This window comes from Streptomyces sp. NPDC019531 (assembly GCF_044903305.1).
In the GTDB taxonomy this organism is placed as follows: Bacteria; Actinomycetota; Actinomycetes; order Streptomycetales; family Streptomycetaceae; genus Streptomyces.
The window spans coordinates 92,338-107,636 of sequence record NZ_JBJDQL010000005.1 but is presented as its reverse complement, the minus strand read 5'-3'; the positions used below and the strand labels follow the sequence as shown (position 1 = coordinate 107,636).

General features: G+C 69.8%; 15 protein-coding genes and 2 tRNA genes. 13 read left to right on the top strand and 4 right to left on the bottom strand.

Features of this window, described 5'->3' with window-relative positions:
• Positions 1-52 precede the first annotated feature (52 nt).
• From ACI2L1_RS08470 to ACI2L1_RS08460, 3 genes are all read left to right on the top strand, one after another.
• Positions 53-1,339 (top strand): glutamate-5-semialdehyde dehydrogenase, encoded by a 1,287-nt coding sequence (locus tag ACI2L1_RS08470; protein ID WP_404738542.1) that lies wholly within the window; start codon positions 53-55, stop codon positions 1,337-1,339.
• A gap of 148 nt (positions 1,340-1,487) precedes the next feature.
• Positions 1,488-2,054: a hypothetical protein gene (locus tag ACI2L1_RS08465; RefSeq protein ID WP_404738541.1), complete on the top strand. Its 567-nt coding sequence runs from the start codon at positions 1,488-1,490 to the stop codon at positions 2,052-2,054.
• 78 nt (positions 2,055-2,132) lie between these two features.
• Positions 2,133-3,200, top strand: a complete 1,068-nt coding sequence (locus tag ACI2L1_RS08460) for a hypothetical protein (RefSeq protein ID WP_404738540.1) — start codon at positions 2,133-2,135, stop codon at positions 3,198-3,200.
• Between the two features lie 100 nt (positions 3,201-3,300).
• Here ACI2L1_RS08460 and ACI2L1_RS08455 read toward each other — a convergent pair whose 3' ends face one another.
• Positions 3,301-4,401, bottom strand: a complete 1,101-nt coding sequence (locus tag ACI2L1_RS08455) for a M48 family metallopeptidase (protein WP_404738539.1) — start codon at positions 4,399-4,401, stop codon at positions 3,301-3,303.
• A 145-nt stretch (positions 4,402-4,546) separates the two neighbouring features.
• Between ACI2L1_RS08455 and ACI2L1_RS08450 the strand changes: the two genes are divergently transcribed.
• The 7 genes from ACI2L1_RS08450 (at position 4,547) to ACI2L1_RS08420 (ending at position 9,044) form a co-directional block, all read left to right on the top strand.
• Complete coding sequence (locus ACI2L1_RS08450; RefSeq protein ID WP_404738538.1) at positions 4,547-4,705, top strand: hypothetical protein; 159 nt, start codon at positions 4,547-4,549, stop codon at positions 4,703-4,705.
• Between the two features lie 153 nt (positions 4,706-4,858).
• Positions 4,859-5,023: a hypothetical protein gene (locus ACI2L1_RS08445; RefSeq protein WP_404738537.1), complete on the top strand. Its 165-nt coding sequence runs from the start codon at positions 4,859-4,861 to the stop codon at positions 5,021-5,023.
• A gap of 79 nt (positions 5,024-5,102) precedes the next feature.
• A complete protein-coding gene (gene nadD, locus ACI2L1_RS08440) occupies positions 5,103-5,741 on the top strand; it encodes a nicotinate-nucleotide adenylyltransferase (protein ID WP_404738536.1) in 639 nt (212 codons plus the stop codon).
• A 16-nt stretch (positions 5,742-5,757) separates the two neighbouring features.
• A complete protein-coding gene (locus ACI2L1_RS08435) occupies positions 5,758-7,653 on the top strand; it encodes an LCP family protein (RefSeq protein ID WP_404738535.1) in 1,896 nt (631 codons plus the stop codon).
• A gap of 112 nt (positions 7,654-7,765) precedes the next feature.
• Positions 7,766-8,209 carry a ribosome silencing factor gene (gene rsfS / locus ACI2L1_RS08430; protein ID WP_404738534.1) on the top strand — a complete coding sequence of 148 codons (444 nt, stop codon included), beginning with the start codon at positions 7,766-7,768 and terminating at the stop codon, positions 8,207-8,209.
• Positions 8,206-8,865, top strand: a complete 660-nt coding sequence (locus ACI2L1_RS08425) for a histidine phosphatase family protein (protein WP_404738533.1) — start codon at positions 8,206-8,208, stop codon at positions 8,863-8,865. The genes rsfS and ACI2L1_RS08425 overlap by 4 nt, the downstream gene beginning before the upstream one ends.
• Before the next feature lie 106 nt (positions 8,866-8,971).
• Positions 8,972-9,044 (top strand) — tRNA-Ala (locus tag ACI2L1_RS08420).
• 23 nt (positions 9,045-9,067) lie between these two features.
• Here ACI2L1_RS08420 and ACI2L1_RS08415 read toward each other — a convergent pair.
• Positions 9,068-9,913 (bottom strand): helix-turn-helix transcriptional regulator, encoded by an 846-nt coding sequence (locus tag ACI2L1_RS08415; protein WP_404738532.1) that lies wholly within the window; start codon positions 9,911-9,913, stop codon positions 9,068-9,070.
• A gap of 225 nt (positions 9,914-10,138) precedes the next feature.
• Here ACI2L1_RS08415 and ACI2L1_RS08410 point away from each other — a divergent pair, with 225 nt between their 5' ends.
• The 3 genes from ACI2L1_RS08410 (at position 10,139) to ACI2L1_RS08400 (ending at position 12,158) form a co-directional block, all read left to right on the top strand.
• Positions 10,139-11,506 (top strand): MFS transporter, encoded by a 1,368-nt coding sequence (locus tag ACI2L1_RS08410; RefSeq protein WP_404738713.1) that lies wholly within the window; start codon positions 10,139-10,141, stop codon positions 11,504-11,506.
• A gap of 246 nt (positions 11,507-11,752) precedes the next feature.
• Positions 11,753-11,986 carry a hypothetical protein gene (locus ACI2L1_RS08405; protein ID WP_003976229.1) on the top strand — a complete coding sequence of 78 codons (234 nt, stop codon included), beginning with the start codon at positions 11,753-11,755 and terminating at the stop codon, positions 11,984-11,986.
• A 99-nt stretch (positions 11,987-12,085) separates the two neighbouring features.
• Positions 12,086-12,158: transfer RNA gene (locus tag ACI2L1_RS08400), tRNA-Ala, on the top strand.
• 115 nt (positions 12,159-12,273) lie between these two features.
• Here the strand turns inward: ACI2L1_RS08400 and ACI2L1_RS08395 are convergent.
• Entirely contained in the window at positions 12,274-13,890 is a 1,617-nt protein-coding gene (locus ACI2L1_RS08395; RefSeq protein WP_404738531.1) for an NADH-ubiquinone oxidoreductase-F iron-sulfur binding region domain-containing protein, read from the bottom strand.
• Positions 13,887-15,275, bottom strand: a complete 1,389-nt coding sequence (locus ACI2L1_RS08390) for a cytochrome b/b6 domain-containing protein (RefSeq protein ID WP_404738530.1) — start codon at positions 15,273-15,275, stop codon at positions 13,887-13,889. The genes ACI2L1_RS08395 and ACI2L1_RS08390 overlap by 4 nt, the downstream gene beginning before the upstream one ends.
• Positions 15,276-15,299 lie beyond the last annotated feature (24 nt).

Below are 15,299 nucleotides of genomic sequence, written 5' to 3'. Positions count from 1 at the left end.
GCGCTGTGGAACAAGCGGTGGACGGGCCCGTCCGGCGCACTACCCTTCCGGTATGACCTCGCTCTCGCCGTACGACTCCATGACCCCGGTCACCCAGGCCGCCTACCGGGCCAAGGCCGCCGCCGCCGACCTCGCCCCGCTGCCGAGGGCCGAGAAGGACGACGCGCTGCTCGCCATCGCGGACGCCCTGGAGGTCCGTACGAGCGAGATCGTCGAGGCCAACGCCAAGGACATCGCCAAGGCCCGCGAGGCAGGCACCAGCGAGACGGTCATCGACCGGCTGACGCTCACCCCGGAGCGGGTGCGCGCGATCGCCTCGGACGTCCGGGACGTCGTGGCGCTGCCCGACCCGGTGGGCGAGGTCGTCCGCGGCTCGACCCTCCCGAACGGCATCGACCTGCGCCAGGTCCGCGTCCCGCTCGGCGTGGTCGGCATCATCTACGAGGCCCGCCCGAACGTCACGGTCGACGCCGCCGCCCTGTGTCTGAAGTCCGGCAACGCCGTCCTGCTGCGCGGCTCGGCCTCCGCGTACGAGTCGAACACCGCCCTCGTGCGGGTCCTGCGCGACGCCGTGGGCGGGGCCGGGCTGCCCGCCGACGCCGTCCAGCTCGTGCCCGGCGAGAGCCGAGAGAGCGTCCGCGAGCTGATGCGCGCCCGCGGCCTGGTCGACGTGCTGATCCCGCGCGGCGGCGCCTCGCTGATCCAGACCGTCGTGACCGAGTCGATCGTCCCCGTCATCGAGACCGGTACCGGCAACTGCCACGTCTACGTCGATGCCCACGCCGACCTCGACATGGCGATCGACATCCTGATCAACTCCAAGGCCCAGCGCCCCAGCGTCTGCAACGCCGCCGAGACCCTCCTGGTCCACCAGGACATCGCCCCCGAGTTCCTGCCGCGCGCCCTGGACGCCCTCGCGGAGGCCGGGGTGACCGTCCACGCCGACCCGCGCGTGCTGGCGTACGCGAAGGACACCAAGGCGACCGTCGTCGAGGCCACGCCGGACGACTGGGACACCGAGTACCTCTCCTACGACATCGCCGCCGCCGTCGTCGACTCGCTGGACAAGGCCGTCGAGCACATCCGGCTGTGGACGTCCGGCCACACCGAGGCCATCGTCACCACCTCCCAGCAGGCCGCCCGCCGCTTCACCCAGCTGGTCGACTCCACGACCGTCGCGGTGAACGCCTCCACCCGCTTCACCGACGGCGGGCAGTTCGGCTTCGGCGCGGAGATCGGCATCTCCACCCAGAAGCTGCACGCCCGCGGTCCGATGGGCCTGCCGGAGCTGACGAGCACGAAGTACATCGTCACCGGAGACGGTCACATCCGGCGCTGATCCGGGGTGGACAGGGGGCGCGCGGCCAGGGCATATGCGACCGGCAGGCGCCCCCTCCCGCTTCCGTGCCGCACGAGAGGTGTGTCACAAGACGGATGAATCTCCATACCGTCTGCCCAAATTGACCCCCCAGGTCTACTCTGGATCCGTGCCGGAGGACGTGGGGGGCACGCCGTTCCCTGACGGCTGGGAGCCCGACGACGACCACGACCGCGGGGTGTCGGACGAAGAGTTCGCCTCCGTGGTCTTCGACGAGGCCTTCGTGCAGGCGGCCGTGGTGCACGAGCCGACCGCCGTCGAACGCCTCCTGGCCGCGGCCCAGGCGAGAGCGGAGGCCTCCGAGGCCGAGGCCCGCCGGGCCCGCCCCAGAGGCGAGCGGTACGACGACAGGTACGGACCCGGCAGTTTCGGCCATGATCCGGACCTCGACGACCTGGACGACACCGAGGTCCTCGAAGGGCGCTACGGCGCCCCGGGGACGTACGGCAAACAGGTCCGCTGGCACCGCCCCGTCGCCTGGATGCTCGCCCTGGTCATGGGCATCGGCATGGTCGCGCTGGCCTTCACGGCCGTCTACCGTGGCGCCTCCTCGGGCAGCCGTGACCGGGTTCCGCCGCCCGCCTCGACCGGCCTGGAGCAGGGGAGCACGGTGACGCCCTCGGCGTCCGCCGACTACTCCCAGCCAGCCGTCTCCGCGGTCCCGCGAACACCCTGACGTTCTTGGTGAGAACCTGTCAGAACTTGTCGTGCGGCAGGGCGTTTACCTGAGCTCCCCGGGACCTACCCTGAAGATATGGGAGGGCCAGGAGACCCACCTGAGGGGACACCCGAGGGCGCCCCCGCAGGTGGTGAGGACGAGTACCGATCCGTCGTCTTCGACGAGTCGTTCGTCCGCGCTGCCCGCCTCCAGGAGTTCTCCGCGCAGGAACGCATGGCCGACCACGCACCCGCCGTACGCCGCCGCGCGCCGCTGCGCCGGGGCCTGTCCCGGCAGGCACTGATCCTGGTCCTGCTGATCGCCGTCGCCTTCGGCACCGCGATCTACATGGGCGTACGGCACCCCTACCAGACCTCCGCGGTCCCGCAACCCGTGGAGCCCCTGCGGATGACCGTCATCCCGCTGGCCCCCGAGGGCAGGGTCCCCGGGCACACCGGCGCCGAGTACCTGTACGCGCACAGCCCCGCCGCGCAGTTCCGCGTCGGCGCCGAGGGCATCCCGCTGCCGGCCTCCCGGCGCACCGAGCACTTCTCCGACAGCCAGGTCGTGAGCGCGCTGACCACGGCCAAGGACTACATCGTGCGGTCCTCGCTCGACCCGGACGTCCTTCTCGGCGACCAGGTCCGCGCCGTACGTGTGCTTCTCGACACGGACCAACTCGACCAGTTCGACCAGAGTTTCGCCCACCCCGCCGCGGACGGGCGGCACGCGCCGACCGGGTGGCTGGTTCGCTTCGACCCCGCCGAGGCGCGGCTGGCCGACGGCAGGATCCGGGTGCAGGGCAGTCTTCAGGCCGCAGAGACCGACTCATCGACGCTGGAGGTGACCGCGGACCACACGTTCGTGTACGCGCTGCGGTCGGTCGGCGGCGCGGAATCCGAGGTGTCGCTGTTCACCGTCCGGCGTGAGCTGCACTTCCGCTTCGACCGGGATGATCTGCGGATGCACACGGCCCAGCTGGTCGTGTCCTATGTCCAGGCTGGGCCGCTGTCGTGTGCGGCGGACTCCGTCGGGCGGCTGCATCCCCTGCTCGCCGGGGAGACGGCCAAGGCGGGTGGGCCGGCGGGGACGGATCCCTATGCCACCGGTAGTGCGACCGCGTTGTGCGGATCGTTGGCCACCAGTGCGCAGCCGAAGGTGTGACCGGGGCACGAGGTCGTTCGTCGGCTGCGGGTCCGGTGGGGGCTTGTCGCACCCACGCGGCGGAGCCGCCATCGATACAGCCCCGCGCCCCTAGGGAGTTTCAGTTCCCTTCGCTGTCACGAGCCGTGTCCGTCGGGGGCTCGTCATCCCGTGGTGACGAACTCGAGAAGCCGCCGAAGCCCCTCCGTACCCTGCCGCCCAGGTCGCCTGCTCCGCCCGCGATGTCGTTGACCAGCTTCATCAGGGGGTCCTTGGAGCTCTTGACGTTGCTCGCGTAGCTTGCCGCGGACTCGCGGAAGCTGTCGGAGACCGAGGTGTCCTTGTCCTCGGTACGGCGCGGGTAGTGGCCGTCCATGATCCGCTGGTAGTCGCGGGACTCGGACCACTTCTTCAGCTCGGCGGCCCGGATGGTGGTGAAGGGATGGGTGCGCGGCAGGACGTTCAGGATCTTCAGGACCGAGTCGCGCAGGTCGCCGCCGGCCTCGTACTCCTCGGCCTGCTTCAGGAACGCGTCCACGTTCATCTCGTGCAGATGGTGGCCGCCGGCCAGCTTCATCAGACCGCGCATCGAGGCCTTGAGGTCCTGGCCGACCAGCAGGCCCGCCCGGTCCGCCGACAGCTCCGACTTGCGGAACCACTCGCGCAGCGCCGTCACGATCGCCATGATCGCGATGTTGCCCAGCGGGATCCACGCCACCCGGAGGGCCAGGTTGGTCAGGAACAGCAGGATCGTCCGGTAGACCGAGTGGCCGGACAGGGCGTGGCCCACCTCGTGCCCGACGACCGCCCGCATCTCCTCCTCGTCGAGCAGATCGACCAGGCCCGTGGTGACGACGATGATCGGCTCGTCCAGACCGATGCACATCGCGTTCGGCTGCGGGTCCTGGTTGACGTACATCGGCGGGACCTTCTCCAGGTCCAGGATGTAGCACGCGTCCCGCAGCATGTCGTTGAGGTACGCGAACTGCTGGTCGGACACGCGCACCGAGTCGGACAGGAACAGCAGCCTCAGGCTCCGCTCGGGGAGCAGACCGCTGAGCGCCTTGAAAACCGTGTCGAAGCCGCTCAGCTTGCGCAGCGCCACCAGGGCGGAGCGGTCGGCGGGATGTTCGTACGCACGCGAGGAGATTCCCGGGAAACGCTTGCGCTGCCTGCTCGGCACGTTCTCGTGTCCGTTGTTCTGATGGCCGTCGTCGGACATGTCTTCCCCCATGTGCGTCTTTGGCTGTGCCTCTTCGGCCCCTGTGATCCTTTGCGGACCCTAGTGCGGCCCTTTGCGCCCCCGAAGCAGAGCCCAGCCTAGGCGGAGATAGCGTGGACGGGCAGTACAGCGAAGGAGTCATGTCATGGAGCACACCCGGGCCGCCTGGCTCACCGAGGCCGCGAGCGCCGCCGAACAGCAAGGGTCCGGAAATCTGCTCCGGGTCGTACTGATCGTGATGTTCCTGGGCTGTGCGTTCACCGCCTGGTTCCTGCTGCGGGGGTACAAGCGGAAGGACGAGTGAGAGAGGACGAAGGTTCCCCGAACCGTCCCTGTGCCCCCCGTTGTGCCCTGCCGTTGCCCTCCAACAGTGGAGTCGGCGTGATCGCCGCCTCGGCGCCCGATTACGATGGGCCGACATCTTTATCCCGCCCTCACCGGATAGGTCCTGCCGAAGATGAGCTTCCACAGCACCGCTGCCCAGTTGGTCACCCTCGCTGCCGAGGGCGAGGAGCACGGCGGCAACCACGAGAGCCTCAGCCCGTTGGTGACCGGCGGTGGCGCGTTCATCATCCTGCTGCTTCTGCTGTGGATCACCACCCGTTTCAACCGCGACCGCTGAGGCACCGGGTGCCCAAAGCGGGGCACTCCGGGTCTCCCCCGGCCGGTGTCCTCAGGGCGGGCCGGTAGGGTCTGCACGCATGGGAGAGCAGGACATGCCTACCGGCCCGGGCAACGGCCCGTCGAACCCCGGCAAGCGCCGCCTCGGCGTCATGGGCGGAACGTTCGACCCGATCCACCACGGGCACCTCGTGGCGGCCAGTGAGGTCGCCGCGCAGTTCCACCTGGACGAGGTCGTGTTCGTTCCGACCGGGCAGCCATGGCAGAAGACCCACCGCAGGGTCTCGCCGGCCGAGGACCGCTATCTGATGACGGTCATCGCGACCGCCGAGAACCCGCAGTTCTCGGTCAGCCGCATCGACATCGACCGCGGTGGTGCGACCTACACCACGGACACACTGCGCGACCTCAAGGCCCTGAACCCCGACACCGACCTCTTCTTCATCACGGGCGCCGACGCTCTCGGCCAGATCCTCACCTGGCGGGACGCGGAAGAACTGTTCTCCCTCGCGCACTTCATCGGAGTCACCCGGCCCGGCCACACCCTGGCCGACCCCGGACTGCCCGAGGGCGGCGTCTCGCTCGTAGAGGTCCCCGCCCTGGCCATCTCCTCCACCGACTGCCGGGCGAGGGTCGCCAAGGGCGACCCCGTCTGGTACCTGGTGCCGGACGGCGTGGTGCGCTACATCGACAAGCGCGAGCTGTACCGCGGCGAGTGAGCCGAGAGGGGCACCGGTGAACGACCGATACGACGCGGGCTACGGCGACGAGCACGAGAACCCGTACGAACTCGTCGGCTACGACGAGTACGGCCGGCCGGTCTACCAGCACGTCTCGCCACAGCAGGCCCCGCCACAGCAGGCCCCGCCACAGCAGTACGACCCCTACGCACAGCAGGGCTACGGCTACGACCCGTACGCCACGGACAGCCGTCGGCAGCAACCCACCTCGTACGAGACGGGCAGTCAGAACCCCGTGCCGCCGTACGACCCCTACAGCGGCGGTGACACCGGGCAGCAGGCTCCCGTGCCGCCCCACAATCCCTATGGCAACGGCGCCCAGCACGGCGGCGGTTCGGCGAGGGCGTACGACCCCTACGGTCGGCCCGCGACGAGCGGCCAGCAGCCCCGTGTCGCCGAACAGACCGCCTACATCCCGCAGCAGGGCGGGCGGGTCGAGGGCACCTCGTCGAACACGCGGACCGGCGGCCGCGGGTACCCGGAGGCCACGCGGCCGGGACCGGGGTACGCCGGAGGCACACAGGGCGGCCAGGGCTTCCGCCCCGCGTCCGACGAGGGCCGCCCGGGTGCGGACCCCGCCGGAGGCGGCCTTGCCGACGGTGACGAACGGCAGTACCACACCGCGCAGTTCGCGTTCGTGGAGGAGCCCGACGGTGACTCCGAGGACGTCATCGACTGGCTCAACTTCACCGAGAACCGCACCGAGCGCCGCGAGGAGGCCAAGCGCCGCGCCCGCAGTCGGCTCGTCGCCCTGGTCGTCGTCCTCGCCCTGGTCGCGGTGGGCGGTGTCGGCTACCTCTGGTACGCCGGGAAGCTGCCCGCCCTGTCCGACTCGGAGAGCAAACAGGGCACCACGATCGCGGCCGGCGCCCAGAACCGCGACGTGATCGTCGTCCATCTGCACGACACCGCGAAGGGCGGCACCTCCACGGCGCTGCTCGTCGACAACACCACCACCAAGCAGGGCACCACCGTCCTGATCCCCAACTCCCTCAATCTGACGGCCGACGACGGCACCACGACCACCCTCGCCAAGTCGGTCGACGACGACGGCTCCTCCGGGACACTGGACTCCCTCGACACCGTCCTCGGCACCGACATCGAGGGCACCTGGCGACTCGACACTCCCTATCTGCAGAACCTGGTCGACCTCGTCGGCAACGTCGACGTCGACACCAATGTCGACGTGCCCGACCCCGCCGCCAAGAAGAAGGGCGAGGCACCCCTGGTGAGCAAGGGAAAGGGCCAGACCCTCAGCGGCAAGATGGCCGTCGCCTACGCCACCTACCGCGCCTCCGGCGAGGCCCAGAACGCCCAGCTGGAGCGCTTCGGCCAGGTCATGCAGGCCATGCTGCGCAAGCTGTCCTCCGACCCGACGGCCGCCACCACCACCGTGCAGACGCTGGCGCAGATCCTCGACCCGTCCCTCACCGACAAGGACCTCGGCACCTTCCTCGCCAAGCTTGCCGACCTCGCCAAGGGTGGCGACTACAAGACCGCGCTGCTGCCCGTCCAGCAGGACGGCACCCTGAGCGCCGAAGCCAGCGCGAGCGTGGTCAAGGACGTCCTCGGCGGCAAGGCGAAGAGCCCCGACAAGGACGCGGCCGTCAGCGTCTCCGTCCAGAACGCCACCGGCACCAAGGACAACACAGAGAAGGCCCGTGTCGTCCTCCTCAACGGCGGCTTCACCTTCGTCGACGGCGGCACGCCCGCCACCGCGCAGACCACGTCCAAGGTCGTCTACGCCGACGCCGCCGACAAGGCGAACGCCACCGAGGTCGCCAAGACCCTGGGCCTTCCCACCAGCGCCGTCAGCAAGGGCACGATCGCGTCGAGCGCGAACGTCTCCGTGGTCCTCGGCCAGGACTACAAGCCGTCCTCCTCGTCCTAGGCACGGCCTCCGGGAGGGAACGGCCCCCACGTGATCAGAACAATCACGTGGGGTGCCGTCGGCGGTCCGTGAGACCCTTGGGTTCAAGTGACCGCCGACCGAAAGCCTTGTAGTGACCGCGACTGACCGTTCTCTCGAGCTCGTCCACACCGCCGCGCAGGCGGCCGCCGACAAGCTCGCCCATGACGTGATCGCCTACGACGTCAGCGACGTCCTCTCGATCACCGACGCCTTCCTCCTGGCGTCCGCGCCCAACGACCGTCAGGTCAAGTCCATCGTCGACGAGATCGAGGAGCGTCTCTCCAAGGAACTCGGCGCCAAGCCGGTGCGCCGCGAGGGCGACCGCGAGGCCCGCTGGGTCCTGCTCGACTACGTGGACATCGTCGTCCATGTCCAGCACAGCGAGGAGCGCGTCTTCTACGCCCTGGAGCGGCTGTGGAAGGACTGCCCCGAGCTGGAGCTGCCCGCCGACGCCAAGGCGACGCGCGGCAAGGCCGAGGAGCACGCCAAGCTCCGCGCCGACGAGGACGACGCCGAGTTCGGGGAGCCGCGGTGACAGCTCCCGCCGACCGGAAGGGCCGGGGCCGCCGCGTCATCCTGTGGCGGCACGGGCAGACCTCCTGGAACGTGGAGCGCCGCTTCCAGGGCACCACCGACGTCGAGCTCACCGAGACCGGCGTCGGCCAGGCCCGCCGTGCCGCCCGGTTGCTGGCCTCCCTCCAGCCCGACGCGATCGTCGCCTCCGACCTGCGGCGGGCAGCGAACACGGCCGCCGAGCTCGCCGAGCTCACCGGCCTGGACGTGGCCCACGACGAGGGTCTGCGCGAGACCTACGCGGGCGTCTGGCAGGGGCTGACACACGAGGAGATCATCGCCCGGCACGGCGACGAGTACGCCGCGTGGAAGCGCGGTGAGCCGGTGCGCCGCGGCGGGGGCGAACTGGAGACCGAGGTCGCCGACCGCGCCGCCCCCGTCGTGCTCCGGCACACCGAGAAGCTTCCCGAGGACGGCACCCTCGTCGTGGTCAGCCACGGCGGCACGATCCGTACCACCATCGGACGGCTGCTCGGACTGGACGCCCGGCACTGGGAGAGTCTCGGCGGCCTCTCCAACTGCTGCTGGTCCGTCCTCGGCCAGGGCGCCCGTGGCTGGCGCCTCCTGGAGCACAACGCCGGCACCCTCCCGGAGCCGGTGCTCGGCGACGACGACTGAGCGCCGGATCCGGCGGCCACCAGGACCCCGTACCCGGATTTCACTTTCGGCCAGGTCGCAGGCTAAAGTTCTTCTTGTTCGCCCCCGCCGAGCGGGAAGAACACGCGGGGCTATAGCTCAGTTGGTAGAGCGCCTGCATGGCATGCAGGAGGTCAGGAGTTCAATTCTCCTTAGCTCCACAGGTGGACACTCTGTTGAGTTGTCAAAGATCGATTGATCCCGTCTCCCTCAGGAGGCGGGATTTTTCACGTGTCTCCTCGTCCTCCGGCGTGTAGACCACGATCCGGCACTCGGGCATCCCGTCGATCGACAGCGACTGCGACGTCATCCGCAGTTCGCCCACGGCCTCGTGACGGAACGTCTTGACCCGTGGTCCGGGCTCCACCACCTTTCCGCTCGCCCACAGTTCCGCGAAATAAGGGCTGGCCGCCGCCAGCGCGGCTATGTAGCGCTCCCAGGCCGGCTCGCCCACATGTCTGCCGTACGAGGACCGCAGCGTTGCCACCATGACCGGCAGTTCACGCTCCCGGTACATCACCGGACAGACATGCTCGGACACCGTGAACAACGTCCACAGCGCGTTCGGCACCCCGATGTCGATGATCTCCCGGATCAGGAACAGGTCCCGGTAACCCGGATTCGTGGCCAGGATGTCGTAGCGCGAGTTGTAGACGACCGCGGGGAGCGGGTCGAGGGCATCGATGATGCCCTGTACCTCCGGCCCCGCGTCCTGGGTCAGTCGCTCCGGGGCCGGGGCGAACGGCACCTCGGCCAGGCGGTAGAGATGCTCGCGCTCCGGAGGGTCGAGCCGCAGGGTGCGGGCCACGGCGTCGAGGACCTGCGCGGACGCGTTGATCGGCCGCCCCTGCTCCAGCCATGTGTACCAGGTCACGCCGACACCGGAGAGCTGGGCGACCTCCTCGCGGCGCAGGCCTGGAGTGCGGCGCCTGAGGCCCGGTGGCATACCCACGTCGGCCGGGGTCACCCGGGCCCGCCTGCTGCGCAGGAACGAGGCCAGCTCGGGCCGTCGTCGCTGTGTCGTCCCCATCGTCACGTCCCCCTCGTCACGACCATCCTCGATGCCGGACCCGGCGCTTGCCAGGTGCTGGCAGTACCAGCATCAGCGGGCTCTCGGCACCCGTACCGGAGTGTCCTCAGGCTCGATGGCATGACGACCACACCTCGGACGGGACCAGGTCCCGCATCCGTGTCCCCACCTGTCAGAAGTGAAGCACCCGCCACTGACAATCGGCCCCGGCCGCTGCTCGCGCTCGTGCTCGCCGCCCAGTTCATGGCGCTGCTCGATGTGTTCATCGTGAACGTCGCGGCCCCCACGATCGGCACGGAGCTGCACGCCTCGGGCGCCGAACTGCAGCTGGTCATCGCCGGATACGCCATCACGTACTCGGTACTGCTGATCACCGGCGCCCGGCTCGGCGAACGGTTCGGCCACGGCAGGGTCCACCTCGCCGGGCTCGCCCTGTTCACGGCGGCCTCGCTCGCTTGCGGACTGGCGCAGGGCGCCACCGAACTGATCGTCTTCCGGCTGGTGCAGGGCGCCGGTTCGGCGGTGATGATCCCCCAGGTGCTCAGCCTGATCCAGCGCAACTTCACCGGCGAGGCCAGGGCGAAGGCGCTCGGCGCGTACTCGGCGGTCCTCGCCGTCGGGGCCGCCGCCGGACAGGTCGTCGGCGGGATACTGGTCAGCGCCGACCTGTTCGGCACCGGCTGGCGGCCGGTGTTCCTGGTGAACGTGCCGGTGGGCGTCGTACTGCTGGCCGTCGGGAGTCGTGTCCTGCCGCCCGGGGATCGCGCGACGCCCCGGAACCGGACGCGCGGCCTCGACCTGCCGGGCCTGGTGCTGCTCGGTGCGGCGGTGTCGTTGTTCACGGTGCCGTTGGTGCTCGGACAGGAGCAGGACTGGCCGCTGTGGTCCTGGCTGTCACTGCTCACGGCCGCCGTCCTGTTCGCCGTCTTCTGCTGGTACGAGTCCAGGCTGGCCCGGCGTGGCGGCGCTCCGCTGATCACACCGAGCGTGGTGCGCCACCCCGGAATGGGCCTCGCAGCCTTCCGGATCCTCGCGGTCATGGCCGTCAACGGCGGTTTCCTCTTCGCCCTCACCCTGCACGTCCAGGGTGGTCTCGGCTTCAGCGCCCTGCGGACCGGCCTCACCTTCGCGCCGACCGCGATCGTCTTCGGCCTGGTCGGGCTGACCTGGCGCGGCTGGCCGGCGTCCTGGCATCGCCTGCTGACACCCGCCGGGTTCCTGGTGCTGGCGCTGGGCGCGGCGGGCGTGGGCCTGGTCCTCAAGGGCGGCGACTCCGGCGGTCCGTTGTTGCCCGTCGTGTACGCCGTCGTCGGAGTGGGGCTCGCGCTCGCCTTCAGTCCCACGCTCACGCGGGCCCTCGCCACGGTGCCGCCGGAGTACGCGGCGGACGCCAGCGGTCTGCTCGCCACGGTCGCTCAGCTCGGTCAGCTGACCGGTGTCGCGGGCTTCGGCACACTCTTCTTGAACCGACTTGAGTCACTCGGCCCCTCTGAGGCGTATACCTCTGCGGAGGCGCTGTTGGCGTGCATGTTCGCGCTGGCCGGGACCGCCGCGGTGGGCGCCGTGTCCGGACTGGTACTCAGGCGTCGCTGACCGTATTGGTCCGGCCGTGGCAGAATCAAACGGCCGGAAGGGGGCGCGGCCCGACGGGAGGGAGTAGTGATGCCTGCGAGCATCCTCGTGGAGGTCGGCCACCTCCGCGAAGCGGCATCGACAAGGGACACGACCGTCCGCCTCATCTGCCCTTCCTGCGGTTCCGTCCACGTGGCGCAAGTACTCGGCGACAATGGAGGAATCTCCTACGTGTGCACGGCCTGCGGCCACAGCTGGAGCTGATCGATGGGTGCACACAGGCGAAAGTGCGACTGGTGCGGCAGCGGGACGCCGATCGTGCGGGACATGGAGCCGGTCAATCCCGACTACCAGTACTGGTGCGAGGAGTGCGCGCGGGCGCTGATCATAAAAGGCGACCCCATCGAGACGTACCGCGAACTCGAGGGCGAGCCGATCTATGGTCGGCTCCTTGAGGAACACTGCACGCTGAAGCGGTTCTACTCGTTCGTGACCGCTTGACGTCGGTGCTCCTGCCCGCAGGGAAACGATTTGGTGTTCCACCCGGTGGACCGTGTAATGTTGGCGTCGCCGCCAGGGAAACCAGGTGGAACAGAACCTGGGGCTATAGCTCAGTTGGTAGAGCACCTGCATGGCATGCAGGGGGTCAGGAGTTCAAATCTCCTTAGCTCCACAGAAAGATCCCGCCGGGTCATCTTGATCCGGCGGGATTTACTTGTTTCCAGGGACAGTTACGACTGAGGGGGCCGCCCGGATCGGGCGGCCCCCTCAGTCGTCTGCTGTCGGCTTCAGCGGCCCAGCGCACGCCTTCCGCGGCCCTGGGAGAGGACCGGCAGGTTGCGGGAGGGGCCCTTGTCGCGCGGTGCCTCATCCTCCAGACGCAGGGCGAGGGCGGGGCAACGACGCACCGCGCGGAGCGCCTTCGCCTCGGCGTAGCGCGGTACCTGGGCCTGGGCGACCGTCGGGAAGCCGTCGGCGCCGAGTTCGAAGACCTCGGGGAGGATGTCGGCGCACAGGCCGTGGCCCCGGCACAGCGTCCAGTCGACGTAGATCTTCTGACGGCTGGGGCCGTTCTCCTCCTCGGCCTCGCCGCCGCCCGGGATGCCCGTCGGCATCCTGCCGCCCTCGAAGAGCGGCAGAACGCCCTCCACGGGCCGTCCGCAGCCGTTTCCGAGGACATGGGCGGCCAGGTCGTCCGTGAACGCCTTGATGGTCGACTCCAGGAACATCGCGGAGCCGTCCGGGTGCGAGCACGCGCCGCGCCGCTTCACGTTCTTGGCGACCTGCTTGAGCGCCTCCAGGGCGGCAGGACCGCCGCCGTTGAGGATGTCCTCCATGCCGCGCGCGGCGGCCGGCAGACCGAGGTAGCAGGGGCCGCACTGGCCCGCGCTCTCCTCGGCCAGCCACTGCGCCACGCGCAGCGACTCGCCCAGCGGGCAGGTCTCCTGAGTGATCGGCAGGATCGCGCCGGCGCCGAGCGCGCCGCCCACGGCGTCCAGGGAGTTGCGGGAGACGATCGCCTCGTTGACCGTCGCCGCGTCGATCCACTTGCCGTGGTAGCCGCCGGTCAGCACGCCCTGCGGGACCGGCGGGGCGCCGGCCAACTGCAGGACGTAGCGCAGCGGTACGCCCGTGGGGACCTCGATCACCATGGGGCGCGCGACGGCGCCGGAGACGGTGAGCATGACGGTGCCCGGCTCGTCGTACAACCCGGTGTTGCCGTAGCGCTCCGGGCCGATGCGCGCGGCGATCGCCAGCTGCGCGAAGGTCTCGGCGTTGGACAGCAGGGTCGGCGCACCGCCGACACCGCTCTGGGAGGCGCTGATCTTGCGGCCGGGCGGGATGGCCGGACCGCCGTCGATGGACCGGATCAGCGAGGCCGCCGCTCCGGTGACCATGCGGACCGGGTTGCGCTGCACGCGTGCGCGTAGAGCCGATCTGCGGCCGTTGCTGAGGCCGCGTTCGGCGAGGGCGGCCTCCATGGAGCGCTGGGTCGACTCCCGGGTGACCCCCACCACGAGCGTGCGGGCACCCAGGGCTTCGGCGGCCAGGAGTGCGCCGTCCAGGATGAGGTGCGGGGCACGGTTGATGAGCACCGTGTCCTTGCGGCAGGCCGGTTCGTCCTCGCTGCCGTTGACGACGACGACCGGCCGTACGCCGCGCTTGATCGCGGCCTCGGCGACCGAGCGCAGCTTCTTGTGGAAGGGGAATCCGGCGCCGCCGCGCCCCTTCAGGTTGATGGCTTCGGACAGCTTCGCGAGCTGCTCGCCGCCCATGGGTTCGAGCGGCCCGTGCACCTTCAGGTGCATGGGCAGGTCAAGTCGTTCGACAAGGTCGAAGCCCGACGTGAGCTGAGGAAGACCGACGACGCGGACTTCTGGTACGTCGGGCAGGGCCTCGTTCACCTATAGCCTCCGGAAGGCGTGTTCCAAGGTTCGCCCGATCCCGGTGAGTCGAAGTCGTACGACTGACCGGGCGTTGGATCAGTGGCGGGACCGCTGTTGTACGTGTCGTTCGGGTTGTACGCGCCGTAGAGGTTGTTCGACTCACCCGTGTCGTGCACATCACCCGAGAGATAGCTGGCGGTGCCCGAATTGCTGCTATAGGTGGGGATGTTGTATCCCGTGTCCTGGAGTGGGTCGTAGGCAGAGGGAGGTGCCTCGCCGACCGGCGGCGGAGACGGGATCGGCCAGCTGCCGGAGGTGCTGCCGCCGCCGTCCATGCGCGGGATGGCCTCCGTGGGCTGTATGTCCATCGGCAGATCCATGCGCGCGGTCTGGCCGGTCTCGTAGGGCTGCTGCGCGTTGGGTGACACGGCGCGATAGGCGGCGGCGAATCCGTTGCCCGCGGGCTCGGGGGCGGGGGGAGCCTGGTAGGCGGGCATGGAGCCGGTCTGGGACAGGCCCTCGTAGCCGGGCAGGGCGGACTCCGAACGGCGCCCGGCGGACTCGGCGGAGCGACGGCCCTCGCGGCCCGGCTCGGCGGAGCGACGGCCCTCGCGGCCCGGCTCGGCGGAGCGACGGCCCTCGCGGCCCGGCGCGGCGGTCTCCGAGCCCCTCCTGGCCCGGCTGGCCTCCAGGTCCTCGCGACCCGACCGCTCCTCCGAGCCGAGTATCGCGGTGAGCCGGTCGGTGACCTTGCGCTTGAACGGGCGAGGTGCCGCGCGTAGAGCCAGGGCAGCAATGACCCCGAGCACGCAGAGCGCGTACATGTACGTGAAGATCGGGGCCTTCACCGCGCGTCCCGCGTACAGGCCGTGGACCAGTCCGGCGCACCAGGCCGGGTAGGCCAGCATGTGCATGGCCCGCCAGCGGGCGGCGACCGGTGCAGGGGAGGCGAACTGGTTGCGCAGCGCGCCGGTGATGCCGACGAAGATCATGAGCTGGCCGGCCAGGGTGCCGAGACCGATGAGCCCGCCGCTGCTGCTGAAGCCGAGTCCGAAGGGGATGAAGGCGGCGATCCACGTCGTGTGGTCGAGGGTCAGTTTGATTCCGATGTGCAGCAGGAGGAATGCGATCGAGCCCACGGCGGTGATCCGGTGGATGCCCTGCGCGAGGATCCGCTGCCGGGTGTTGAGGATCAACCGGTCCTGCGCGACGAGCCCCCAGATCACGGAGCAGGTGAGGAGGACAAGCGTCACCACGCCCGCCCCGAAGTTGAGGAAGTCCTGGAGCCAGACACCTCCATAGATCACGACCAGAGGGATGGCCAGCAGAAAGACGGCCGTCGCCACCCCATAGGCCGACCGGCCAGTCCTGGGGAGCGTGCTGTTACTACTGCGAGCGTTCATGGGGGCAACTCCGAGCGGTTCGGG